At 66.9% G+C, this 23,331-nt stretch carries 22 protein-coding genes; 20 read left to right on the top strand and 2 right to left on the bottom strand.

All coding sequences use genetic code 11. The features are described from left to right. Positions 1-8: 8 nt before the first annotated feature. Genes VHA82_RS10380 through VHA82_RS10390 form a run of 3 tightly spaced genes read left to right on the top strand, consistent with a single transcriptional unit; the run spans position 9 to position 4,212 of the window. A complete protein-coding gene (locus VHA82_RS10380; RefSeq protein ID WP_325543219.1) occupies positions 9-1,328 on the top strand; it encodes a phytoene desaturase family protein in 1,320 nt (439 codons plus the stop codon). Then, positions 1,325-3,001 carry an acyl-CoA dehydrogenase family protein gene (locus VHA82_RS10385; RefSeq protein WP_325543222.1) on the top strand — a complete coding sequence of 559 codons (1,677 nt, stop codon included), beginning with the start codon at positions 1,325-1,327 and terminating at the stop codon, positions 2,999-3,001. Before VHA82_RS10380 ends, VHA82_RS10385 begins: the two co-directional genes overlap by 4 nt. Then, complete coding sequence (locus tag VHA82_RS10390; RefSeq protein ID WP_325543224.1) at positions 2,998-4,212, top strand: CoA transferase; 1,215 nt, start codon at positions 2,998-3,000, stop codon at positions 4,210-4,212. Before VHA82_RS10385 ends, VHA82_RS10390 begins: the two co-directional genes overlap by 4 nt. A gap of 66 nt (positions 4,213-4,278) precedes the next feature. Here VHA82_RS10390 and VHA82_RS10395 read toward each other — a convergent pair whose 3' ends face one another. After that, positions 4,279-4,932 (bottom strand): TetR/AcrR family transcriptional regulator, encoded by a 654-nt coding sequence (locus VHA82_RS10395; protein WP_325543226.1) that lies wholly within the window; start codon positions 4,930-4,932, stop codon positions 4,279-4,281. 102 nt (positions 4,933-5,034) lie between these two features. Here VHA82_RS10395 and VHA82_RS10400 point away from each other — a divergent pair, with 102 nt between their 5' ends. The 10 genes from VHA82_RS10400 to VHA82_RS10445 all read left to right on the top strand — a co-directional run bounded on the left by VHA82_RS10400 (position 5,035) and on the right by VHA82_RS10445 (position 14,612). Next, entirely contained in the window at positions 5,035-5,457 is a 423-nt protein-coding gene (locus tag VHA82_RS10400) for a nuclear transport factor 2 family protein (protein ID WP_325543229.1), read from the top strand. After that, complete coding sequence (locus tag VHA82_RS10405) at positions 5,451-5,864, top strand: nuclear transport factor 2 family protein (protein WP_325543231.1); 414 nt, start codon at positions 5,451-5,453, stop codon at positions 5,862-5,864. The genes VHA82_RS10400 and VHA82_RS10405 overlap by 7 nt, the downstream gene beginning before the upstream one ends. A gap of 21 nt (positions 5,865-5,885) precedes the next feature. Beyond that, positions 5,886-7,439, top strand: coding sequence for a long-chain fatty acid--CoA ligase (locus tag VHA82_RS10410; RefSeq protein WP_325543233.1), 1,554 nt, complete (start codon positions 5,886-5,888; stop codon positions 7,437-7,439). 142 nt (positions 7,440-7,581) lie between these two features. Next, entirely contained in the window at positions 7,582-8,601 is a 1,020-nt protein-coding gene (locus tag VHA82_RS10415; RefSeq protein WP_325543235.1) for a TRAP transporter substrate-binding protein, read from the top strand. 2 nt (positions 8,602-8,603) lie between these two features. Continuing rightward, complete coding sequence (locus VHA82_RS10420) at positions 8,604-9,092, top strand: TRAP transporter small permease (RefSeq protein WP_325543237.1); 489 nt, start codon at positions 8,604-8,606, stop codon at positions 9,090-9,092. A 3-nt stretch (positions 9,093-9,095) separates the two neighbouring features. Next, positions 9,096-10,400, top strand: coding sequence for a TRAP transporter large permease (locus tag VHA82_RS10425; protein ID WP_325543239.1), 1,305 nt, complete (start codon positions 9,096-9,098; stop codon positions 10,398-10,400). A gap of 8 nt (positions 10,401-10,408) precedes the next feature. After that, the gene (locus VHA82_RS10430) at positions 10,409-11,458 is read left to right on the top strand and encodes a phosphotransferase family protein (protein ID WP_325543241.1); all 1,050 of its coding nucleotides are present in this window, start codon (positions 10,409-10,411) and stop codon (positions 11,456-11,458) included. Then, positions 11,455-11,889, top strand: a complete 435-nt coding sequence (locus tag VHA82_RS10435) for a hypothetical protein (RefSeq protein ID WP_325543243.1) — start codon at positions 11,455-11,457, stop codon at positions 11,887-11,889. The genes VHA82_RS10430 and VHA82_RS10435 overlap by 4 nt, the downstream gene beginning before the upstream one ends. Before the next feature lie 6 nt (positions 11,890-11,895). Further along, positions 11,896-13,011, top strand: a complete 1,116-nt coding sequence (locus tag VHA82_RS10440) for a hypothetical protein (RefSeq protein ID WP_325543245.1) — start codon at positions 11,896-11,898, stop codon at positions 13,009-13,011. A 47-nt stretch (positions 13,012-13,058) separates the two neighbouring features. Further along, entirely contained in the window at positions 13,059-14,612 is a 1,554-nt protein-coding gene (locus tag VHA82_RS10445) for a long-chain fatty acid--CoA ligase (protein ID WP_325543247.1), read from the top strand. A gap of 126 nt (positions 14,613-14,738) precedes the next feature. Here VHA82_RS10445 and VHA82_RS10450 read toward each other — a convergent pair whose 3' ends face one another. Next, positions 14,739-15,335: a TetR/AcrR family transcriptional regulator gene (locus tag VHA82_RS10450; RefSeq protein WP_325543249.1), complete on the bottom strand. Its 597-nt coding sequence runs from the start codon at positions 15,333-15,335 to the stop codon at positions 14,739-14,741. A 109-nt stretch (positions 15,336-15,444) separates the two neighbouring features. Between VHA82_RS10450 and VHA82_RS10455 the strand changes: the two genes are divergently transcribed. The 7 genes from VHA82_RS10455 (at position 15,445) to VHA82_RS10485 (ending at position 23,328) form a co-directional block, all read left to right on the top strand. Then, complete coding sequence (locus VHA82_RS10455) at positions 15,445-16,695, top strand: NAD(P)/FAD-dependent oxidoreductase (RefSeq protein WP_325543251.1); 1,251 nt, start codon at positions 15,445-15,447, stop codon at positions 16,693-16,695. A gap of 65 nt (positions 16,696-16,760) precedes the next feature. Next, positions 16,761-17,582 carry an ABC transporter ATP-binding protein gene (locus VHA82_RS10460; RefSeq protein WP_325543253.1) on the top strand — a complete coding sequence of 274 codons (822 nt, stop codon included), beginning with the start codon at positions 16,761-16,763 and terminating at the stop codon, positions 17,580-17,582. Further along, a complete protein-coding gene (locus tag VHA82_RS10465) occupies positions 17,579-18,373 on the top strand; it encodes an ABC transporter ATP-binding protein (protein WP_325543255.1) in 795 nt (264 codons plus the stop codon). The genes VHA82_RS10460 and VHA82_RS10465 overlap by 4 nt, the downstream gene beginning before the upstream one ends. Then, complete coding sequence (locus VHA82_RS10470) at positions 18,366-20,219, top strand: AMP-dependent synthetase/ligase (protein WP_325543257.1); 1,854 nt, start codon at positions 18,366-18,368, stop codon at positions 20,217-20,219. The genes VHA82_RS10465 and VHA82_RS10470 overlap by 8 nt, the downstream gene beginning before the upstream one ends. Before the next feature lie 10 nt (positions 20,220-20,229). Then, positions 20,230-21,102, top strand: coding sequence for a branched-chain amino acid ABC transporter permease (locus VHA82_RS10475; protein WP_325543260.1), 873 nt, complete (start codon positions 20,230-20,232; stop codon positions 21,100-21,102). Then, positions 21,102-22,148 carry a branched-chain amino acid ABC transporter permease gene (locus tag VHA82_RS10480; RefSeq protein WP_325543262.1) on the top strand — a complete coding sequence of 349 codons (1,047 nt, stop codon included), beginning with the start codon at positions 21,102-21,104 and terminating at the stop codon, positions 22,146-22,148. Before VHA82_RS10475 ends, VHA82_RS10480 begins: the two co-directional genes overlap by 1 nt. Positions 22,149-22,170: 22 nt before the next feature. Further along, a complete protein-coding gene (locus tag VHA82_RS10485; protein ID WP_325543264.1) occupies positions 22,171-23,328 on the top strand; it encodes an ABC transporter substrate-binding protein in 1,158 nt (385 codons plus the stop codon). Positions 23,329-23,331: the final 3 nt, after the last annotated feature.

Here is a 23,331-nt window from a genome sequence, read left to right on the forward strand (position 1 = left end):
GAGACTCTGTGTCCAACGTTCCCACCCTTCATTACGACGCCATCGTCATCGGCGCGGGCGCCGGCGGCCTGACAGCGGCGGCGCGCCTGGTCGCGGCCGGCAAGAAAGTGCTCGTGGCCGAGCGCCTCGACCGCGTCGGCGGGCGCGCTTCCAGCGAGACGATCGACGGCCACATCGTCAACATCGGCGCCATCGCGATCGAGAAAGGCGGCGTCTTCGAGGAGACTTTCGCGCTGCTCGACGTGGAGCTGGACGTGCGCGAGCCCAGCCCCGCCACGGTGTTCTACATCGACGGCAAGGTGATCAACGTCGCCAAGGGCGGCTGGGGTATGCTGTTGGGCACCTTCACCAAGCAGGCGGCCAAGATCGGCTCCAGGTTCGCGCAAGCGCGCGACGGGGAGCTTCCCGAGGACAAGCTCACGACGAAGCAGTGGCTGGACCAGTACACCTCCAACGAAACCGTGCACGCGATCTTCCGCAACCTGTGCGCCGCGATCTTCGCGGCCAATTCCGATGAGGTGCCGGCGCGCGCATTCCTCGTGTACTTCGCGCAGAAGGGCGCCTTCAAGCGTTTCGGTTTCTGCCCGCGCGGCACGGTCGGCCTGTGGAACGACCTCGCGGCGGCGATCCGCGGCCGTGGCAGCGACGTGTGGCTGCAAGCGTCGGTGAAGGCGCTTCACACCGAAGGCAAGCGCGTCACCGCGCTCACCATCGAACACGAAGGCGTCACGAGGCAGGTCGGGGCCGACGTGGTCATCAGCAACATCGGGCCTGCGGCCACCGCGGCGCTGCCGGGGGCGCAAGTGCTGGGCGATGACTATATCCAGAGCATCCGGCGCAACGAAAAGCCGGCGGCCAACATCGTCATCAACTTCGCCACCCGCGAGCGGCTGTTGGACGTGCCCGGCCTCGTGACCTTCGGCAAAACGCGGCGCCTGTGCAATATGGGCGAGCTCACGGCCACGTGCCCGGAGATCGCGCCCGAGGGCTGGTACCAGTACGTCGCCTACGCGGTGCCGCGCCCGGCCATCGGCGATTTCGACGAGGAGCATGAAGTGAAGGAGTCGCTGCAGGACCTGCGCGACATCTTCCCGGGCTTCAAGGACGCCAAGATGCTGTCCGTGCGCGTCATGCGCGGCGACTGGCCCGCGCAGCGCTCGTGCTCCGGCTTCGATCTCTCGCAGGACACTCCGCTCGAAAACCTCTGGCACGTGGGCGACGGCGTGAAGGATTACGGCGACGGCGGCACGCAGGCGTGCGCATATACCGGCCGCGAGGCGGCCAGGAAGGCCATCGAGCACATGAACGGAGCCCGGGTGCCCGCATGAAGCCGTCGCTGCAGGAAGACCGCGCCAAAGCCGTCGAAGTCCTCGCACGACTGCGCACGGCCTTCGACGCCGGCGTCGCGGCATTGGCCCGTTCGTGTGCATCCGGCTCGCGCATCGACAATGCCAAAGCCGATCGCATGCAGCTCGCGAGCTTCGAGCTGGCGTGGGCGGCCGCGGAGCTTCTTGCGGCCGAGACGAGCAGTGCTTTCCTCGGCGCGCGGGCCGGCGAAATCGACGTGCGGCTCGCGGTGATCTTCGCTGGCGATGCGGCGCCGGAAATCATCGATCGCCTGCAAACCGTGTACCGCGAAACCGGGCTCGACGCGAGCGCGCTCGACGGCATGCGGCCCGCCGTGGCCGCGCTGCGTCAGGGCGCCGTGGCTGCCTCGGCCCTCGAAGCCGCGGGCGACCTCGTCACTGCGGCAGGAGGCGACGTCGGGACCGTGAAGCTCGATGAGCAGCATGAACTGGCGCAGGATGCCTTTCGCCGTTTCGCAGCCGAAGTGGTCGCCCCCATGGCCGAGGACATTCACCGGCGTGACCTCACGGTTCCGGAAGCACTCCTGCAGCCCATGCGCGAAATGGGCGTGTTCGGTTTGGCCATTCCCGAGAAGTTCGGTGGCAGCGCGCCCGATGATCGCGAGGACAGCGTGCTGATGATTGCCGTGACGGAGGCGTTGTCGGAAGCCTCGCTCGCGGCGGCCGGCAGCCTCATCACCCGGCCCGAGATCCTCGCCCGCGCGCTGATCAAGGGCGGAACACCCGAGCAGCAGTCGTACTGGCTGCGCAAACTCGCGGCAGGCGAGCCCCTGTGCGCGATCGCGATCACCGAACCCGACTACGGGTCGGACGTCGCTGCCCTCGCGCTGCGCGCCACCCGGGCCGACGGCGGATGGAAGCTCACCGGCGCGAAGACCTGGTGCACCTTCGCAGGCAAGGCCGGCGTGATCATGGTCGTTGCGCGCACGGACCCCGACCGAAGCCGTGGCCATCAGGGCTTGAGCGTCTTCCTTGTCGAAAAACCTTCCTTCGAGACGCATGAATTCGAGGTGCGGCAGCCCGGCGGCGGCAAACTGGCCGGCCGCGCGATTCCCACCATCGGCTACCGCGGCATGCATTCGTTCGATCTTTCATTCGACGACTTCTTCGTGTCCGACGCGCATCTGCTGGGCGGTGAAGCCGGGCTCGGCAAGGGCTTCTATTTCACGATGGCCGGCATGGTCGGTGGCCGCCTGCAAACTTCGGCGCGCGCTTGCGGCGTGATGCGCGCGGCGCTGCGCGCGGCCGTGCGGTACACACAGGATCGCCGCGTGTTCGGTGCGCCGCTCGCGCACTTCCAGCTCACCAAGGTGAAGCTCGCCCGGATGGCCGCGCGCTTCGCGGCATGCCGCCAGCTGGCCTATAGCGTGGCGAAGATCGTGGACGAAGGCGACGGGCGCATGGAGGCGAGCCTCGCCAAGCTGCTGGCCTGCCGCTCCGCAGAGATGCTCACGCGCGAAGCCCTGCAGCTGCACGGCGGCATGGGCTATGCAGAGGAGTCGCCCGTGTCACGCTACTTCGTCGATGCCCGCGTCCTTTCGATCTTCGAAGGAGCCGAAGAGACGCTGGCGCTCAAGGTGATCGCCCGCACGCTGCTGGATAGCGCCATCGCGCGGCCGGGAGTTGCCGCGTGACGGCCGCGCAGGGCGTGCTTTCGGGATTGCGGCTGGTCGAGGCCGCGGCCTTCGTCGCGGCGCCGCTTGGCGGCATGACGCTCGCGCAGATGGGCGCCGACGTGATCCGCATCGATCCGCTCGAGGGCGGCCTGGACTACAGGCGGTGGCCGGTCACGGAAGACAACACCAGTCTTTTCTGGTGCGGCCTGAACAAGTCGAAGCGCTCCGTGGCGCTGAACCTGGCGACCGAGGAAGGCCGCGAGCTCGCGATGGCGATCGCGTGTGCGCCGGGGGACGATGCGGGGATGTTCCTCACGAATTTTCCGGCGCGCGGCTGGCTCGATCACGAAAAGCTCAAGGCGCGAAGGCCGGACCTCATCCAGCTCACCCTGCAAGGCGATCGCCACGGCGGCAGCGCCGTGGACTACACCGTGAATCCGCGCCTGGGCGTTCCGCTCTTCACCGGGGACCCGGCTTCGGACGAGCCCGTCAACCACGTGCTGCCCGCGTGGGACCTCATCACGGGGCAGATGGTGGCCGTCGGCTTGCTCGCCGCGGAGCGCCACCGGCGGCGGACCGGGGAAGGCCAGCACATCAAGCTGTCGCTGCAGGACGTTGGCCTCGCCGTCATGGGCCATCTCGGTTTCATCGCCGAAGCGCAGCTCGGCAACCCCCGCGAGCGGCACGGCAACGAACTGTTCGGCGCGTTCGGCCGCGACTTCGTCTGCCGCGACGGCGTGCGCGTGATGGTGGTCGGACTCACGGGCAAGCAATGGCGCTCGATCGCGCAGGCGACGCAGCTCGAAGTGCCGCTTCAGCAGCTCGGAGAGCGCCTGGGCCTGGACTTGTCCGAGGAAGGAAACAGATTCCGCGCGCGCGCCGGGATCGCGCAGCTCGTCGGCGAATGGATGGCAAGGCTGGATTTCAAAGACGTTGCCACCGCCTTCGATCGGCACGGCGTTTGCTGGACGCGCTACCAGAGCATCGCGCAACTCGTGAACGACGACCCGGAATGCTCGCCCGCCAACCCGTTGTTCGCGAAAGTGGACCAGCCGGGCGTGGGCGAGGTGCTCGCACCGGGCATCCCGCTGCGGTTCGACGCCCGGATGCGTGTGCCGCCCGCCGCCGCACCGAAGCTCGGCGAACACACGGAGCAGGTGTTGGCGCAACTCGCGGGCATCGATGCCGCGCAGTTCGGTCGGCTGCACGACCGCGGCATCGTTCGCTGACGCGGGCTGCCGCTTACCGCGCGCGAACCAGGTGCCGTGTGCCGGGCCGACGCCGCCGGGCCCGCCTCAGGGGCCTTTGCGCAGCATGGCGCGTGTCATCTGGGTCGCGGTCTTCACGACCTCGTCGAGCGGCGTATGCGCGGCCTCCCACCATTCCACGGTCCAGTTCAGGCCGCCGAGGATCAGCAGCCGCAGCGTGCGCCTTTCCGCGCGCGTGCGAAAGGCCGTGCCCTGCGCGGCGGCGTCGACGAGGCTCTGCCACAGCTTGCCGTAGCGGCCGATCTCCGCGTCCAGGGACTTGCGGATGTGCTGCGGCACCTGCCCCGCATTGCGGATGACGGCCTTGGTGTAGTCGGAAATTTCGAGGACGAAACGCAGGTGCGATTCGACGGCGGCGCACAGGCGGTCCACCGCGTCCATCGACGGATCGAGGCCCGCGAGCATTTCCTCGGTGTGGTGGCGCACGTGTTCGCTTCCCGTGACCATCACGGCTTCGACCAGCGCCTCGCGGGACTCGTAGTAGTAGTACAGGGTCGCGGCGCGCAGGTTCGCCTCGGCCGCGATGTCGGTGAGCTTGGCCCCCGCGAAGCCTTCGCGGCTCAGTACCGTGGCTGCCGCGTCGAGGATGCGCTGGCGCGACTTGCCCTGGTCTTCCGGTGCCGGCTCGGGCGGGCGGGACGCTTTCGCGCGTGTCCTGGTGGCGGTGGCCGATGTCTTCATGGTCCCGATTCTGTCGGGTACTTGCGCCGGACGCCAGATCTTTCTAAAATCTAAATTAGATTAGATAAATTCGATAGATCCGATCGACAGGAGATTGCCCAGTTGCTGTCCACCAAGGAAATCGGCGCCACGGTGCGCGAACGCTTCGAGGCGTACCAGTCCGGCGACGCCGCGAAGGTCATGGCCCTCTACACCGACGACGTCGGCTATTGGGATACCTCGTGCGCCGAGCGCATCCGCGGGCGCGCCGCCGTCGGCAAGCAGGTGTCCGAGCTTCTCGGCCGCTACGACCTGCAATTCGCGTTGCTCGAGGAACACCGGCTCGAGGGGCGCGACGCGGCCATCGTGCTGTGGGAGGCCGCCGTGCGCCGGCGCGACGGCTCGCAAGCGCCCGGCCGCCGGCTCGTCATGCTGCGCGGCATGAGCATCCTGGAGGTGAAGGGCGACTCCATCTGCCGCGACGAGGCCTACATCGACCTCGCATCGCTCGACCGGCAATTCGAGGAAGGAAATCGACCATGCTGAGCGACCGGCAGATCTTCGATGCGACGCGCCGCTGCGTCGATATGTGGAACACGCTCGACCTGGAGGCGACGCTCGACACCTACACGGACGACGTCATCTACTGCGACCCCAAGACCGGCAAGCGGATCATCGGCAAGGCGAACCTGAGGCGCTACCTGCGCAAGTTCTTCGAACGCTGGGACATGCAGTTCGTCGTCACCGAGGAGTACCGGCTGGAAGGCCAGGACGGCCAGGCCGTGCTGTGGGACTGCACCATCCGACGCCGCGAGGGCGGGCCGAGCAAGCTCGTGCGCGGCATGGACATCTGCATGGTGCGCGGCAACCAGCTGTGCCGCGACGAGGCCTACATGGGAACCTCGGTGCTCGGCGAGCTGATGAAGCTCGAACTCCCCGCGGCTTCGCTCTGACGCGATCCCGGGCGCCGGACGATGCAGGCCACGCAGATGCTCCAGCAGGCGCTGTCGCTTTCCGCGTCCGGCGTGGCCACGATCTCGAGGGGGCGCAGCAGGACATGGGGCGAGATCGGGCAGCGCGTGCCGCGCATCGCCGCCGCGCTTCAGTCCCAGGGGGTACGCCGCGACGACCGTGTCGCCGTTCTCGCGATGAACGGCGACACGTACCTCGAACTCTTCTTTGCCATTCCCTGGGCGGGGGCGGCCGTGATTCCGCTGAACATCCGCTGGTCGATCCCCGAGAACGAATACGCGCTGAAGGACAGCGGGGCGGTCGTGCTGTGCGTCGATGAAGCGTTCGTCGCGCAAGCCCGTGACCTCGCGGCCCGGTGCCCCGGATTGAAGCTGGCCTACATCGGCAGCGGCCCCGCGCCCGAGGCGATGGCGGGGCTCGAAGCGTTGTGCGGCCGCGCCGCGCCGGTGCCCGATGCCTGCGTGAAGGACGATTCGCTCTACGTCGTCTTCTACACCGGCGGCACCACGGGGCGCCCCAAAGGCGTCGCGTTGTCGCACAGGGCCATCGTGTACTCCACGATGTCTTACCTGGCGATGCTGCCGTCGATCGAATCGCTCAGGTTCCTCTACGTCGGCGGCTTCTTCCATTTCTCCGGAGCCAGTCCGCTCTGGTACATCACGATGGCGGGTGGAACGCACGTCATCCTGCCGAAGTTCGAGACCGAGCCCGTGATGCGCGCGATCGGCGAACACAAGGTCACGAACGCCACGCTCATCCCGACCATGGTCACGATGATGCTGAACCATCCCGACTTCGCGCGTTACGACTTCAGCAGCATGAAGGCGTGCATCTACGGCGGCGCGCCGATGCCCGAAGCCTTGCTGCTCGAGGCCATGCGCAAGCTGCCGGGCTGGGAGTTCTACCAGATCTACGGCATGACCGAGACCGGCGGCTACACGACGATGCTGCGCTGGCGCGATCACTTCGACCGGGAAGGCCGCAAGAGCAAATTGCGCTCGGCGGGGCAGCCCGCCATCGGCGTGCAAGTCCGCATCCTGCGCGACGACGGGACGCCCGCTGCGATCGGCGAGGTCGGCGAGATCGCCGTTCGAAGCGCAGCGCTCATGACGGGCTACTTCAACAACGAGGAAGCCACCCGCGCCGTGCTCGTGGACGGCTGGATGCGCAGTGGCGACGGCGGGCGCATGGACGAGGACGGTTTCGTCTACGTGGTCGACCGCATCAAGGACATGATCGTCTCCGGCGGGGAGAACGTGTACTCCGTCGAGGTCGAGCGTGCGCTCTACGCGCACCCGGCGGTGCAGGAGGCCGCGGTGTTCGGCGTCCCAGACGAACGCTGGGGAGAAGCCGTGCATGCCGCCGTCGTGCTCAAAGAAGGCGCCACCGCGACCCCGCAGGACCTCATCGCGCATTGCAAGCGGGAGATCGCCAACTACAAGTGCCCACGGTCGGTGGAAATCCTTGCCGAGCCGCTTCCCAAGACGCCCGTCGGGAAGATCCGCAAGAACGTGCTGTGCGATCCGCACTGGGTCGGCCGCGAGCGCAGGATCTGAAGCAGGCCGTCGCGCCCCTTCAGGCCGACTAATCCCATAGTAATCAGTAAAAGCACTTGCCGCGCGCTCGCGTTCGTGCATAAAATAATCCGTCCCGTCGGACTATTAAAGTCGCAGGCATTCATTCAAAAGGAGACACTCGTTGAAACCCCTTCGCGTCCTCATCTCGTCCCTCCTTGCCGCAGCCGCGCTGGCGGGCGGCGCCCATGCCCAGACCACCACCCTCAAATATTCCAACTGGCTCCCGCCGGGCCAGGCCATGCGCGTCGAAGTGATCGAGCCCTGGATCGCCGAAGTCGAGAAGGTGACCCAGGGCCGCGTGAAGATCGAAACGCTGCCCAAGGTCGTCGGCACCGTGGGTGCCCAGTTCGACGTCGCGCGCGACGACCAGGCCGACCTCGTGGTGTTCGTGCCCAGCTACACGGCCAACCGGTTCGAGATCCTCGAAGTGCTGCAGCTGCCTTTCATGTCCGACAACCCCGAAAGGTTCGCGCCCATCGCGGACCGCTTCTATCGCCAGCGGCTCGCGAGCTACGGCGAATTCAAGGGCGTGTTTCCGCTCAGCCTGTTCGTGGTGTCGCCCGGCCAGCTCTTCACCGTGAAGCGTCCGGTGCACACCGTCGCCGATTTCAAGGGCCTGAAGATCCGCAGCCCCCAGCCAAGCGCGGCCCAGGCACTGACACTGCTGGGCGCAACCCCCGTGTCCAAGCCGGTGAGCGAGGTGTATGAATTGCTGTCCTCAGGCGTGCTCGACGGCACGCTGATGCCCGCCGAATCGATGCCGTCCTTCAAGCTGACCGACCTCGTCTCCAGCGGCGCCATCATCCCCGGCGCGCTCTACAACACGGTGCTCGTCATGGGCATCAACGAGGACAAGTGGAAGTCGCTGCGCCAGGACGACCGCGACGCGATCATGAAGATCTCGGGCGAGACGTTCGCGCGAAGCGTCGGCCGCGCCTATGCGAAGGGCGACCTCGCGGCCTACGAATCGATGCGCAAGTCCGGCAAGCCGGTCGAGCCGCTGCCCGCGGCCGTCGTCAACGAGATGAAGACCGCGCTGCGCCCGATCGAGAGCGAGTGGATCGAGCGCGCGAAGAAAAAGGGCGTCGCCGAGCCGCAGAAGCTGATCGATTCGCTTCGCTCCGAACTCGTGAAGCAGTAAGCATGAAGGCCCTCCAGTCGATGCTCGTGCGGGCCGTGGAGTGGCTGGGCGCGCTCACGCTGGCCTTGCTCATGGTGATCGTCGTCGTCGACGTGATCGGGCGCGGCGTCTTCAACAAGCCGCTGCCGTGGGGCACCGAGCTGCTGGAAGTCGTGCTCGGGGTGTTGATCTTCGCCACCTACCCGCTGCTCGCGATGCGGGGCAACCACATCACGGTCGACCTCGTCCAGGTGGGGCCCGCCGTCCAGCGGGTGCAGCGCGTGGTGGCGGGCATCGTCGGCGCGGTTGCGTTCGCGGTCATCACATGGGCCGTGCTGCGCCAGGCGGCGCGCTCGGCCGCGTACGGCGATGCATCGCCGATGCTGCAGATTCCGACGGCGGACGTGCTCTGGTGGATGGCGGCGATGTCCGTCCTCACCTGCATCGGCTTCGTCGCCGGCCTCGTGTCCCGCAAGCCCGCGAACGCGCACGATCACGCACTCGTGGAGTAACACATGCTGGCCGCCTCGCTCGGTTTCATCGTCCTTTTCGGCCTGATCCTCTTTCAGGTGCCGATCGCCACCGGGCTCGCGCTCGTCGGCTTCACCGGCTATGCGCTGCAAAGCGGCATGACACCGGCGCTCAGCATGGCCGCGACGGTGACGCGCGACAGCACGCTCGTCTACAGCCTCATCGTGCTGCCGCTGTTCGTCCTCATGGGCAACCTGGTCGCGGGCGCCGGCATTTCCACCGAGCTCTTCCGCGCGGCGCAGGCACTCATCGGCCGGCGGCGCGGCAGCCTCGCGCTGGCCACGGTCGGGGCATGCGGTGCCTTCGGGGCGATCTGCGGCTCCAGCGTCGCCACCGCGGCCACGATGGCGAAGGTCGCGATTCCCTCCATGCGCCGCCTCGGTTACGCGGATTCGCTCTCGGCGGCGTCCGTCGCCGCGGGCGGCACGCTCGGCATCCTCATCCCGCCTTCGATCATCATGGTGATCTACGGCATCGCCACGCAGACGCACATCGGCATGCTGTTCGCGGCGGGCGTGGTGCCCGGCATCATCGCGGTCGCCGGCTACATGGCCGCCGTCAAGTGGAGCGTGTGGCGCAAGCCGCAGAACGCGCCGCTTGGCGACAGCGAGCGGCTCGACGGGCGCCAGCTCTTTCGCGCGCTCTGGCCGGTGGGCGTGATCTTCGGCATCGTGATGGGCGGCATCTACGGCGGCATCTTCACGTCCATCGAAGCCTCGGGCATCGGGGCGGCCGCCGCGCTCGTGTTCGCGCTCACGCGCCACAACCTCACCATCGCGAGGATCGTGGACATCTTCGTCGACACGGCCCAGACCTCGGCCATGATGTTCGCGATCATCCTGGGCGCCGCGATGTTCGGCGAGTTCGTGAACATGACGGGCGTGCACGAGGGCCTGCTGAAGATCGTGCAGGGCAGCGGCTTTCCGCCCTTCGGCGTGATCCTGCTGATGGTCGTGCTCTACATCCTGCTGGGCAGCGTGCTCGAGAGCATCTCGATGATCCTGCTCACCATCCCCATCTTCTTTCCGATCATCAAGGCGCTCGGCTACGACCCGGTCTGGTTCGGTATCCTCATCGTCGTGGTGGTCGAAGTGGGCCTCATCCATCCGCCCATCGGGGTCAATCTCTTCGTGATCCGCTCCGTCATGCCCGACATTCCGATGATGACCGTCGTCAAGGGCGTCATCCCCTTCATCGTCGCGGACCTGCTGCGCATCTTCCTGATCGCTTCGGTCCCCGCCATCTCGCTATGGCTGCCCCATCTGCTGTTCAAGAGCGCCGCGGGCTGATCGCTGCCGTGCAAGCCTCCGCCCCGAATCCCGCGGCCGACTTCGATCCCAACGCGGCCGAGCTGCCGCGCCGCCTCGCGCAGTGGCTGTCGGCGCAGTGGCATGCGCCGGTCGAAGTGCTCGAATGGCGGCGGTTTCCCGTCGGAATGTCGTGGGTCACGATCGGCTTTGCGGCATCGGTCGCGGGCCGGCGCGAAGAGTTGATCCTGCGCCTGGGCGATCCGCAGGGGCTCTTCGGCCCGTATCGGACGGAGCCCGAATTCCTCGCGCTCACCGCGCTCGCGCAAGCTTCGGACGTGCCGATCCCGCGCGTACGCGCGCGCAGCGACGACACGGCGATCCTCGGCGCTCCCTTCATCGTCACCGAGCGCGTGGACGGCGACACGCCCACGCCGTGGAACGGCGCGGCGTCGAAGGTGGAAAGCGAGCGCGTCTCGCTCGCCCGCGAATTCAGCGACGTGCTGGGCAGCTTGCATGCGTTCGACTGGCGATCCACACCGCTGGCGGCCTGGGCGTCCCATCTGCGGGCCGACAACGTGGCCCGGACGGAAATCCGCAAGTGGGCGCTGGAGACGGGCTACCCGTCGCTCGCGCTGCCGCCTGCCATGCACTACGCGATGCGCTGGCTCGAGGCCCACGCGCCCGCGTCGCGCGACATCGTGCTCGTGCACGGCGACTACCGCGTCGGCAACTTCCTGCGCAAGGGCGCGCACATCACGGCGATCCTCGACTGGGAGCTCGTGCACCTCGGCGACCCGCACGAAGACCTCGCCTGGGCCGGCCTGCGCGCCTTCTCGGCGGGCAGCGGCCGAATCGGCGGCTTCATCGAGCGAGCCGAGTTCCACGAGCGCTACACCGCGAGAAGCGGCATTGCGGTGGACACCGCGCGCCTGAAGTACTTCGAGGTCCTCATGCTCTTCAAGTCGGCGGCCATGCTCCTCGGCGCGCAGCGCCGGGCGGAGCAGGGCCGGGCGCGCGACGTGCGCATGGCGGCGATGGGTTTCCAGCTCGCCCCGACGTTGGTCGAGGTGTTGCGCGCCATCGAGGAGGCATCATGAACGAACCCGTGGGACTTCTGATCAAGTGCGTGAGCCGCGCGCTGCGCGAACACCTCCAGCCGGAGCTCACGACGGACTATGCGCGTTCGCAGCTGGCCGGCGCGCTGGACATTCTTTCCAAGCTCGAGCAGATGGCGGACTGGTCGCCGTCTCTCGTCGAAGAGGTGGATGCGGCACTGTGCGCAAGCAACTCGGCGCTGGCGGCCGCGGCAGCGGCGGCAGGTCTCGCGGTTCCTGCCGTCACGACATTCGAATCGCACGCGGACGCTTCGAGGGCGCTTGCGGACTGGCTCTTCCAGACGCCAATGCCCGAAGAGGAGCGAAAGCGCCTCGACGCCATCCTGCGCGAATCGCTTCGCGCCTGCGTCCTCGCGCAGCGGCGGCGCATCCCGCGCGCCGACTTCTCGGCGATGACGGCTTCATCGGACTGAACTTTCATGCTCACGACTCAAGACGATCTTCTGGGACACCAGACCCCCCAGCCTTTCGCGGTCCCCGGCAACGGCCACGAGAACTTCACCGAGCGCTACTGGTACACGGCCCACCCGCTGGACGGTTCGGCCGTCCTGCTGGATTGCGGCCTGGGCTACTACCCCAACCGCGGCGTGATGGATGCGTTCGCGGGCGTGACCATCGGCCGCAAGCAATTCAACTTCCGCGCATCGCGCCGCCTGGGCAGCACGCCCTTGCAGACGCACGTCGGCCCGCTGCAGCTGGAAATCGACATCAGGAGCGGCAGGCACCGGCTCGTGCTCGCGCCAAACAGCTCCGGCATCTCGATGGACGTCACCTTCGAGCCGGTCTTTCCGGCCGGCCAGGAAAAGCAGAGTTACCGCGAACGCAAGGGGGTCGTGGAGGAAGATCTGGCGCGCGTCACGCAATTCGGCCGGTGGCGCGGCTGGATCGCGGCGGACGGCAAACGCTGGGAGCTCACGCCGCAAACCTGGTGGGGGCAGCGCGATCGCTCCTGGGGCCTGCGCTCGCCGATGAAGACCGACCACGATGCGCCTCCCGTGCAGACGCACGCGGGCTTCTTCTGGACGTGGTCCATGCTGCAGTTCGAACGCAGCGCCATCTGCCTCTTCGTCAAGGAGCGCGAGCCGGGCAACCCCTGGTATTTGTCGTGCACGGAATTCCGCCGCGATGCGTCCGGCGCCGTGACGCTGCGCGAAGGAACGCGCGTGACGCACGACATCCGTTGGGCGGCCGACCCGCTGGGCCAGACGATCGACTCCGCCGAGCTCACGATCGAGTTCGAGCAGGGTCCCGCAAGAGTCGTGCGAATGGAAGGCTTGCCGATCCGCTTCTACCTGAAGGGCGGACTCTACGGGGGGTTCGGCGGCTGGAACCACGGTGACGACCGCGGCGAATACCACGAAGCCCACGACGTCTGGGACCTCGACGACGCCGCGACGCGCCAGAAAGCACGCACGCTGTCGGACCACGTGCTGCGCCTGTCGAGCGAAGGTGAAACGGGCATCGGCATTTCGGAATACGGCGTGGCCACCGGCTACTCGCGTTACGCGGAAGTGCACGGGTTTCCGGCGCTGTAAGGCGCGAGCCGTTCGCGAAATTCCGCCAAGCCGAGGAGCCCACAGACATGCAGTTGACCCAAGCCTTGACCCGCGCCGTGCAGATCAGCCATCGGCAGACGGCCACCATCTACAACGACCGCAAGCGCACCTGGCGAGAAGTCGGCCAACGAGTGCCGCGCCTGGCGGCGGGCCTGCGTTCCCTCGGGCTGAAGCCCGGGGAGCGCCTCGCGGTGCTCGCGCTGAACAGCGACAACTACATCGAGCTCTTCTTCGCGGCGGCATGGGCCCGCCTCGTGATCGTCCCGCTGAACACGCGCTGGGCGATCCCGGAAAACATCTACAGCCTGCGCGACGCCGGCTGCAGTGCGCTCGTCGTCGACGAACAGTTCGCCCCGCAGGTCGCAGAGCTGCGGGCCGGGCATGCGCTGCGGCAGGTGGTTTACATGGGCGACGGCGCGGCGCCGCGGGAGATGCATTCGTATGAAAAGCTCATCGAGGCTTGCCAGCCCATGCCCGATGAATGCGGCAGCGACGACGAGCTGTGCGGCATCTACTACACGGGCGGCACCACGGGGCACCCCAAGGGCGTGATGTTGTCGCACACGAATTTCGTGTCGGCATCGGTCAACTGGATCGCGACGCTGCACTTCACGGACCAGACGATCTACATGCATTCCGCCGGGCTCTTCCATCTGGCGGGGACCTCCCCGGCTTTCGCGCTGACGATGGCGGGCGGCACGCACGTGTGCCTGCCGAAGTTCGACGCGCTGCTGGCTTTCGAAGCGATCCAGAAGCATCGCATCAACTACGTGCTGTTCGTCCCAACCATGGTCAACATGATGCTGAACCATCCGGACTTCGACAGATACGATCTCACGAGCGTGCGCTATTGCGAATACGGCGCGTCGCCGATGCCCGATGCGGTCCTCGCGAAAGCCATCGAGAAACTGCCGAGCTGGGAGTTCATCCAGGGCTACGGCATGACGGAGACCGCTGCGCTGACCGTGAGCCTTCCGTGGCGGTTTCATTTCGACGGCGAGCACGGCAAGGCCAAGCGGCAAGCCGCCGGCCGCGCGTCGCTCGGCGTGGATGTCAAGATCGTGGATCCCGAGGGCAACGAGCTGCCGCGCGGCACGCCCGGCGAGATCGCGGTGCGCGGCTCGCAGGTGATGCTCGGTTACTGGAACAAGCCGGAGGCCACCGCGGCGGCCATCCGCAACGGCTGGATGCATACGGGCGACGGTGCGTGGATGGACGAGGACGGCTTCGTCTACATCGTCGACCGCGTGAAGGACATGATCATCAGCGGCGGGGAGAACATCTATTCGCGCGAGGTCGAGAACGCGGTGCACGCCCACCCGCACGTGCGCGAGTGCGCGGTGATCGGCGTGCCCGACGAGAAATGGGGCGAGGCCGTGATGGCGATCGTGACGCTGAAGGACGGCAAGTCGGCCACCGCGGCCGAGATCATCGACCACTGCCACAAGCTGATTGCGAACTACAAGTGCCCGCGCCGGGTCGAGTTCCGCGAGTCGCTGCCGCTTTCCGGTGCCGGCAAGATCATGAAGAACGTGCTTCGCGAGCCTTACTGGCAGGGCAAGACGCGTTCGGTGAACTGACGAATCGCCGGCCGGTGCACGCGAAGGCTCGCGACGGCGCGCCGTCACGTGGACCTGGGCGAGCGACCCGCGCCGGGAGCCGCGGATGCTCGCTTAAGTCCCGATCGAGGCCCGATCAAGTCCCGATCAAGGCAGATTGCGAAACCCGTTCGCGTACAACTCCGAAATGATCCCGGCGAGTTCGCGCGGCGGGATGGGGCCGGTGCGCCGGTACCACGAGAACGTCCAGATCATCATGCCGAACAGCAGCAGGGCATACGGTTTGCGCAAGCGCTGGTGCGCCATCCGTTTCGGGTTGATCTCCTGCAGGAGGCCTTCCATCTGCTCCGTCATGGCCACTTCCAGCGCGCGAATCTGCTCGCGCTGCGCCTTGGGCAGGAACTTCAGGTCGTTCATCAGCATGATGTGCTCGTTGCGCGAGCGCGCGGCGCCTTGCATGAAGCTTTCGATGAACTCGTGGAACCGGTCTTCGGCCGGCAGGGGCTGCGCGACGATGCGTTGGAGTTCGGCCGCCTGGCGCGTGATGTGCTCGTGGACGATCGCGAACAAGAGCTCCTCCTTGCTCGGGAAGTAGTGGTAGAGGTGGGACTTGGACGTGCCGCACGCGCGCGCCACGTCCATCATCGTCGCGAGGTCGAAGCCCTTTTGCGCGATGAGCGCGGCGGCCTTGTGCAGGATGATCTGCTTCTTGTCCTCGTAATCCCCCGCCCGTTCGCGTGTCATGTTGTGCTTCCCCTGTGTTGCGGTGAACCGCCAGTGGGTTTATAGTATAATCTTAGACCGACACGACGGACTATAAATCACTTTCCAGCGGAAGCAACTCGGGGAAAACATGGAGACACGGCAACCGGCACTGGTCGTGGTGGGTGCGGGCCACGCGGGCGGCGAGCTCGCCATGGCCGCGCGCCAGTCCGGTTGGCCCGGAAGCATTACGCTCATCGGCGAAGAGCCGGGCGTGCCTTACCAGCGTCCGCCGCTTTCGAAGGCCTATCTCTGCGGCCAGGCGACGGAAGCCGACATCCAGCTTCGTCCGGCCGCGGCTTACGAAACCGCCGCGGTCCGGCGCATCGAGGGCGTCCGGGTCGCTTCGATCGATCGCGCCGCGCGGCAGGTGCTGCTGACCGATGGGCGCGCGCTGCCCTACGACAAGCTCGCCCTGTGCCTGGGCGGGCGCCCGCGTCCGCTTTCTTGCGCGGGCATCGATCCGCACTCTCCGCCGGCGAACCTGCTTTACCTGCGAACGCTGCGCGATGCCCGGGCGATCGGCGAACACCTGCAACCCGGCAAGCGCATCGTCATCGTCGGCGGCGGCTACGTCGGCCTCGAGGTGGCGGCTTCCGCGGTCGGGCGCGGCGCGCTCGTCACCGTGCTCGAAGCGCAGCCCCGCGTGCTTGCGCGCGTCGCCGGCCCGGAGCTTTCACGCTTTTATCAATCGGTGCACGCCGCGCATGGCGTGGACATCCGCACGAACGCGGCGATCGCGGCGGTGAACTGCGAGGCGGGGCGCATCGTCTGCCTGACATGCGGCGACGGCTCGACACTCGAGGCCGACGCGGTGGTCGCGGGCATCGGAATGATCGCGAACGTCGAGATCGCGAATGCCGCGGGGCTCGACGCTGCCAACGGCCTCGAAGTCGACGAGAACGGGATGACCGCCGACCCCGACATCTTTGCCGCAGGCGACTGCACGCGTTACCAGCACCCGCTCTACGGCCGCGAGGTGCGGATCGAGTCGGTCCCGAACGCGCTCGAGCAGGCGCGGGCGATCGCCGGCTGGCTTGGCGGCAAGCCGAAACCGAACCGGTCGGTGCCCTGGTTCTGGTCCGATCAGTACGACCTCAAGTTGCAGATGGCGGGCCTCGCCACCGGGTACGACCGCTGCGTGATCCGCGGCAGCTTCGAAGCACACAGCTTCTGCGCGTTCTACCTCGCGGGCGACCGGGTGCTCGCGGTGGATGCCGTGAACAGGCCGGCCGAGTTCATGGCCGTGCGTCGGGCGCTGGCGCGGCCGCTCGTGGTCGATGCGGCGAAGATCGCCGACGAGTCCATTGCCCTCAGGGAGCTGCTCGCGCCCGGGGCATGAGGGAAAGTCCTCACCTGCTCCCGGCCGTTTCTATTTAAAGTCCGACGCGACGGTCTATTAAACGAATGACGCCCTCCCCGAACCCTGCCGCGACCGCACTGGCCATCCACAACATCCAGGTGGTGTATGGAGGCGCCATCGAGGCCGTTCGCGACGTGTCGCTCGAAGTGCGGCCCGGGCAGATCGTGGCGCTGCTCGGCTCGAACGGCGCCGGCAAGTCGACGGTGCTGAAGGCGGTCTCGGGCGTCCTCGATGCGGAGGACGGCAAGATCGACAAGGGATCGATCCAGCTGTTCGGCGAGTCCATCGACGGTGCCGCCGCAGCGCACATCGTGCGGCGCGGCATGGTGCAGGTCCCCGAGGGCCGGCGGCTCTTTGCGACGCTCACCGTGGAAGACAACCTGCTCGCGGGGGCGCACCTTCGTCCCAGACAGGAGTTGGCCGAGGCGATGGCCTCGGTCTACGAACTCTTTCCGCGGCTGCGTGACAAGCGTTCGACCATCGCCGGCTACCTGTCGGGTGGCGAGCAGCAGATGGTTGCCATCGGCCGTGCCCTCATGAGCAAGCCGAAGATGCTCGCGCTGGACGAGCCTTCGCTCGGCCTCGCGCCGCTCGTCGTCGCGGAGATCTTCAACAGCATCTGCCGCCTGCGCGATACGAGCGGGCTCACCCTCTTGCTGGTCGAGCAGAACGCGAGCCGGGCGCTCGCGATCTGCGACTACGCCTACATCATGGAAAACGGCCGCGTGGTGCTGGACGGAACGGGAGAACAGCTGCGCCGCAACGCCGACGTGCGCGAGTTCTATCTCGGCCTGTCCGCGAAGGAAGGGCGCACGCGCCTGAAAGACGTGAAGCACTACAAGCGCCGCAAGCGCTGGCTCTCATGAACAAGCTGCTGAACCAGACGCCCGTCCTCGACGTGCGCAACGTCTCCAAGCGGTTCGGCGGCGTCGCGGCCGTGAGCAACGTGAGCCTGCACGTGATGCCGGGGGAGATCGTGAGCCTGATCGGCCCCAACGGAGCGGGCAAGACGACCACCTTCAATCTCATCAGCGGCGTGCTGCCGCCTACCGAGGGCGGCATTCACTTCAAGGGCGAGGACACGGCCGCCTGGCGCTCGTCGGACTTCGCGCGTCACGGGATCGGCCGCACCTTCCAGAACCTGGCGCTGTTCCGGCACGGCACCGTGGTGGAGAACCTGCTCGTGGGCCGGCACGTCCATTTCCGCTATTCGGTGCTGGAGTCGCTCGCGTTCTGGGGCCGCCCGCGCCGCGAGGAGATCGCGGCGCGGGAGAAGATCGAGCAGGTCATCGAGTTCCTGGAAATCGAGGAGCTGCGCGACAAGCCGGTTTCCCAGCTCGCGTACGGCCAGCAAAAACGCGTGGAGCTCGGCCGCGCGCTCGCGTGCGAGCCCGAGCTGCTCCTGCTCGACGAGATCGTTGCGGGCATGAACCGCGAGGAAAAGGAAGACATCGCGCGTTTCACCCTCGACATCCGCGACGAGTTCGGCATCGCCGTCCTCATGATCGAACACGACATGCAGGTGGTGATGGACCTGTCCGATCGCGTGTACGTGCTGGACTTCGGCGTCCTCATCGCGCAGGGCTCCCCCGCGGAAGTCGCGGCCGACACTGCGGTGCTGCGTGCTTATCTGGGTGACGAGGCCGCGCATGCTTGAGCACGAAAATCTCATTCGCGGCGAAGCGACGCTGCCGGCGCTCTTGCGCCTGCGCGCGGGCGAGCGCGGCTCGCGGATCGCGCTGCGCGAGAAAGACCGCGGCGTGTGGAAAGGGCGCACCTGGGCCGAGTACTGGCGCGACGCGCGCCGCACGGCGCTCGGGTTCATGAAGCTCGGGCTGCAGCGCGGCGACCGCATCGTCATCGCGGCGGAGGACATCCCCGAGTGGTACTACGCGGACCTGGGCGCGCAGATGATCGGCGTGCAGGTGGTGGGCATCTACCCGACCAATCCCTGGCCCGAGCTGCAGTACATCACGCGCCATTGCCAAGCGAAGGTCGCCATCACCGGCGACCAGGAACAGACGGACAAGGTTCTGGATGCCATGGCCAATGGCGAGGGCCTGCCGCACCTCTCGAAGATCTTCTGCGTGGACATGAAGGGCCTCAGGCACTACGAGCCGGGAAAGCCCGACAGCTTCGAGCACCTGCTGGCGCTGGGCGATCGGCTCGCGCAGGAAGACCCGGCCGCGGTCGGGCGGCTCGACCAGTCGATCGATTCGCTGGTTCCGGACGACGTGAACATCCTCGTCTACACCTCGGGCACCACGGGCCCTCCGAAGGGCGCGATGCTCACGCACAGGAACATCGTGTACGGCGCATACGCCTATGCGTCGGCTCGGCAAATGGTGGGCAAGCCGTTCGAATCCGTCTGCTACCTGCCACTGTGCCATCTGGCCGAGCGCACGTATTCCACCGTGCTGCACCTCATCACCGGCGGTTGCGTGAACTTCGCGGAATCCGTCGACACCGTGGCGAGCAACGTGCGCGAGATCGCGCCGACTTTCTTCCTCGGCGTGCCGCGCATCTGGGAAAAGCTGCAGCAGGGATTCGAGTTCCGCATGAAGGACAGCTGGCGGGCGCAGCAATGGGTGTATCGCAAGGGCATGCAGCGTGGGCGCGTGCTCTCCGACCGCAGGGCGGCGACCGGCCGCCTGACGTCGGTGGCCGACCGGCTCGAATTCGCCTTCTGGTACGTGGCGCTCTTTCGCAACATGCAGCGCCACATGGGCCTGAACCGCACGCACACGCGCATGTGCGGCGGCGCATCGGTGTCGCCCGAAACCCTGAAGTTCTTCGACATCGTCGGCCTCACCGTGGCGCAGGGCTATGGCCTCACCGAAGCCGGTGGCCTTGCCTTCGTGCAGGTGCCCGGGCGCCCCTACGTCTCGGGCAGCAGCGGCCCCGCGATGGAAGGAGTCGAGTGGCGGCTCGGCGAGGACGGCGAGATCTTCATCCGCTCCCCCGGCGTTTTCAAGGGCTACCTGCACGACGAGAAGGGCACGCGAGACGTGCTCGGCGAAGACGGCTGGCTCGCATCCGGCGACATCGTCGAAGTCCGGGGTGGCGACGAGGTCGCGGTCGTGGACCGCAAGAAAGCCATCATCATCACGAGCGGCGGCAAGAACATCGCGCCTTCGGAAATCGAAAACGCGCTGAAGGACAGCGAGTACGTGCGCGAAGCCATCGTCGTGGGCGAAGGCAGGCACTTCCTGGGCGGCCTCATCCAGATCGACTTCGAGACGGTGGGCCGCTGGGCCGCGGAGCGCGACCTGCAATACACCACGTACAAGTCGCTCACGCAGCTGCCCGAGGTGAGGGAGCTGATCCAGCAGATCGTGGACGCCGTGAACTCGCGCTTCGCCCGCGTGGAAAACATCCGCAAGTTCGTCCTGCTCGAAAAGGAGCTGGACCACGACGACGGCGAGCTCACCGCCACCCAGAAGGTGAGGCGGGGCCTCATCAACGCCAAGTTCGCGCGCGAACTGAAGATCATCTACGGCTGAAGGCGCACGAATGGGCTATTTCGTCGAACTCGTCCTCTCGGGCCTTGCCATCGGCGCCATCTACGGCCTGGTGGCCATGAGCTTCGCCGTCATCTACAAGGCCACGGGCATCGTCAACTTCTCGCAAGGGGAACTGGGGATGCTCACGGCGTACACCTCCTGGTCGATCGCCACGAGCGTCGGCGCGGGCGGCATCTTCACTGTTCTCATCGCGGTCGCCGCGGGCGCGGTCATCGGGATGATCTGCGAGCGGCTGATCATGCGGCCGATGCTCGGCGAGCCCGTGCTCTCCGTCGTGCTCGTGACCATCGGCCTGGCGGTGGTCCTTCGCTCGCTCGTCACCATCGTGTGGGGTGCGGCCCCGCACAAGTTCGACGTTGCGGGTGTCGAGCGCGTGGTCGACCTCGCGGGCGTCGGCATGCGGATCAGCCAGCTGGGCGTGATCGCCGTGCTGCTCGTGGCCCTCGCGGCTTTCTGGTGGTTCCTGAAATACAGCCGCTTCGGCGTGGCGATGCGCGCCGTCGCGGCGGACGAAAACGTCGCGCGCCTGATGGGAATTTCCACCGCGCGGGTCCAGTCGGTGGCGTGGGCCTGCGCGTCGGCCCTCGCAGGCCTCGCCGGGGTTTTCTTCGCCGTGATCTACGGCCTGTCGCCGACGATCTACGAGCTGGGCCTGAAAGCTTTCCCGGCCACGGTGCTCGGCGGGTTCGATTCGGTGCTGGGCTCCGGCGCGAGCGGCCTTGCGATCGGCGTGTTCGAGAACCTGGTGGGCGGCTACCTGCCCAGCACGCTGAAGGAAATCGCGGGCTTCCTGCTGATCCTCGTGGTCCTGATGGTCAGGCCGTTTGGCCTGTTCGGCGAAAAACGCATCGAGAGAGTCTGATGAGAAGCGGCTTTTTCAAGCAGCGGTATTCCGAGCTCGTGGTCCTCACGGATTCGCCGGCGGTGAAGGTGTGGACCGTGCTTCTCCTGTGCGCGCTCGTCGCCGCGCCCGCTTTCCTCGGGCCCTTCCTGCTCGGTCACATGACGGTCATCCTCTTCACCGTCGTGGGCGCGCTCGGGATCATGGTGCTCACGGGATTCACGGGCCTGATCTCGCTTGGCCACGTGGGCTTTCTCATGCTGGGCGCCTACGCGTACGCGATCGGCGTGTCCCGGCTCGGCCTGCCGCCGGAAATCGCGCTGGTGGCCGCCGCGATCGTGCCGGCTGTGTTCGGGCTCATCGTCGGCCTGCCGTCGCTGCGCCTGCACGGCCTGTACCTGGCGATCACGACGCTTGCATTCAGCCACATCGTGAGCGCCGCTTTGCTCGCGGGCGGCAAGTTCACGGGCGCGGGGCGAGGCATCACGATCGCGAGGCCGACGATCCTCGGCATGGACCTGTCGAGCGACCGGGCGTTCTACTGGTTCTGCCTGGCCGTGTGCGTGCTGGCGGTGCTCGTCACGCTGAACCTGCGCCGCTCCTACGTCGGCCGCGCGATGGTCGCCATCCGCGACAACGACATCGCCGCGCGCACGATGGGCATCAACCTCGTGCGGTACAAGCTGCTCGCGTTCCTCATCAGCGCCGCCATCACCGGCGTCGCCGGCGCGACGATGGCGATGTACATCGGCATCGTGAGCGTCGAGAGCTTTCCGTTCCTGCTGTCGATCGAGGCCCTGGCGATCATCATCGTCGGCGGCATCGGCTCGGTGCTGGGCGCGGTGCTGGGCACGGTCTTCATCGTGAGCCTGCCCGAAGTGTTCTCCGCGCTCACCTCGTTCATGGGCGGCCGGCTGGCCGACCTCATGACGACGAGCGCCCACGAGATCAAGAGCGTGCTGTACGGGCTTGCGATCATCGCGTTCCTGCGTTTCGATCCGCGCGGCCTGCGCGGCATCTGGCACGACATCCGCCATGCATGGGTCTTCTGGCCCTTGCGTTACTGACCCCCCAAGAAGGAGCTTCACCATGATCAGGAGACCATCCACCCTTGCCGCCGCGGCCCTGGTGGCGCTCGGCGTATCGCTTTCGGCGCATGCGCAGCAGGGCGTCACCGACACCGAAATCGTGATCGGCGACATCCTGCCGCTCACGGGCCCGCCCGCGCTGCTCGGTGTGGCGCACAACCTCGGCGTGAAGGCCGCGGTGGCAGAGGTGAACGCCGCCGGCGGCATCCACGGCCGAAAGGTTCGCCTGATTTCGGAAGACGACGGCTACGTGCCTTCGCGCACCGTGCAAGGCGTGCGCAAGTTGATCACCAGCGACAAGATCTTCGCCTTCTCCTCGATCTCGGGCACGGCGCAGGCTGAAGCCGCCATGCCCGTCATCAAGCAGTACGGCATCCCGGCGATGGCGCCGATCACGACGTACGAGGGCCTCTACAACCCGGTGATCAGGAACGTGTTCGCCGTGGGGTACGACATGAGCCAGGCCGTGGAGGAACTCGTGAAGATGATGGCCGACCGCTACCCCGGCAAGAAGTGGGCGATCATTTCGCAGGACGACGACTACGGGGAAAACGTGCGCGCCGGCTTCGAGCGCGCGGCCAAGGCGAAGAAGATCGAGGTCGTGTCGGACCAGGTCTACAAGAAGGGCCAGGCCGATTTCTCCTCCGAGATCCTCAAGGTGAAGCAGTCCGGCGCCGAAGCGCTGCTCGCGGGCGGCGTGCTGGGCGAAAACGTCGCGATGACGAAGGAGCTCGAGCGCATCGGCCACCGCATCCCGGTGGGCGTCACGTACGTGTCGCGCGTCCCGGCGAGCGCCAAGCTCATGGGCACGGCGGGCGAGAACGTGTACACGGTGGACTACGTCTATCTGGAATCGTCTCCGCAGGGCAAGGCGTTCACCGAGAAGCTCGCCAGGTACCTCGCGCCCGAGGAAATGCCGAAGGTGAACCGCTACACGTACACCGGCTATGCGTCGACGCGGGCGCTCTTCGATGCGATGGCGCGTTGCGGCAAGGCGCTCACGTGGGATTGCACGAACACCGAGCTCACGAAGGTGAAGGGGCTCGACACCGGTGTGATGACGCCGATCTCGTTCTCGGCCGCGAGCCACCTCGCCGCGCCGAAACTCTTTCTGCTGAAGGCCGATCCCGCGGCGATCACGTACAAGGCCGTCCCGTAAGGG

This window comes from Ramlibacter sp. (assembly GCF_035548915.1).
Classification (GTDB): Bacteria; Pseudomonadota; Gammaproteobacteria; order Burkholderiales; family Burkholderiaceae_C; genus Ramlibacter.

Bases quoted from the DNA above. Each gene is read 5' to 3' on its own strand.
- VHA82_RS10385 (WP_325543222.1), top strand. From the start codon at position 1,325: ATGAAGCCGTCGCTGCAGGAAGACCGCGCCAAAGCCGTCGAAGTCCTC.
- VHA82_RS10395 (WP_325543226.1), bottom strand. From the start codon at position 4,932: ATGAAGACATCGGCCACCGCCACCAGGACACGCGCGAAAGCGTCCCGC.
- VHA82_RS10405 (WP_325543231.1), top strand. From the start codon at position 5,451: ATGCTGAGCGACCGGCAGATCTTCGATGCGACGCGCCGCTGCGTCGAT.
- VHA82_RS10410 (WP_325543233.1), top strand. From the start codon at position 5,886: ATGCAGGCCACGCAGATGCTCCAGCAGGCGCTGTCGCTTTCCGCGTCC.
- VHA82_RS10420 (WP_325543237.1), top strand. From the start codon at position 8,604: ATGAAGGCCCTCCAGTCGATGCTCGTGCGGGCCGTGGAGTGGCTGGGC.
- VHA82_RS10425 (WP_325543239.1), top strand. From the start codon at position 9,096: ATGCTGGCCGCCTCGCTCGGTTTCATCGTCCTTTTCGGCCTGATCCTC.
- VHA82_RS10435 (WP_325543243.1), top strand. From the start codon at position 11,455: ATGAACGAACCCGTGGGACTTCTGATCAAGTGCGTGAGCCGCGCGCTG.
- VHA82_RS10440 (WP_325543245.1), top strand. From the start codon at position 11,896: ATGCTCACGACTCAAGACGATCTTCTGGGACACCAGACCCCCCAGCCT.
- VHA82_RS10445 (WP_325543247.1), top strand. From the start codon at position 13,059: ATGCAGTTGACCCAAGCCTTGACCCGCGCCGTGCAGATCAGCCATCGG.
- VHA82_RS10450 (WP_325543249.1), bottom strand. From the start codon at position 15,335: ATGACACGCGAACGGGCGGGGGATTACGAGGACAAGAAGCAGATCATC.
- VHA82_RS10455 (WP_325543251.1), top strand. From the start codon at position 15,445: ATGGAGACACGGCAACCGGCACTGGTCGTGGTGGGTGCGGGCCACGCG.
- VHA82_RS10460 (WP_325543253.1), top strand. From the start codon at position 16,761: ATGACGCCCTCCCCGAACCCTGCCGCGACCGCACTGGCCATCCACAAC.
- VHA82_RS10465 (WP_325543255.1), top strand. From the start codon at position 17,579: ATGAACAAGCTGCTGAACCAGACGCCCGTCCTCGACGTGCGCAACGTC.
- VHA82_RS10470 (WP_325543257.1), top strand. From the start codon at position 18,366: ATGCTTGAGCACGAAAATCTCATTCGCGGCGAAGCGACGCTGCCGGCG.
- VHA82_RS10475 (WP_325543260.1), top strand. From the start codon at position 20,230: ATGGGCTATTTCGTCGAACTCGTCCTCTCGGGCCTTGCCATCGGCGCC.
- VHA82_RS10480 (WP_325543262.1), top strand. From the start codon at position 21,102: ATGAGAAGCGGCTTTTTCAAGCAGCGGTATTCCGAGCTCGTGGTCCTC.
- VHA82_RS10485 (WP_325543264.1), top strand. From the start codon at position 22,171: ATGATCAGGAGACCATCCACCCTTGCCGCCGCGGCCCTGGTGGCGCTC.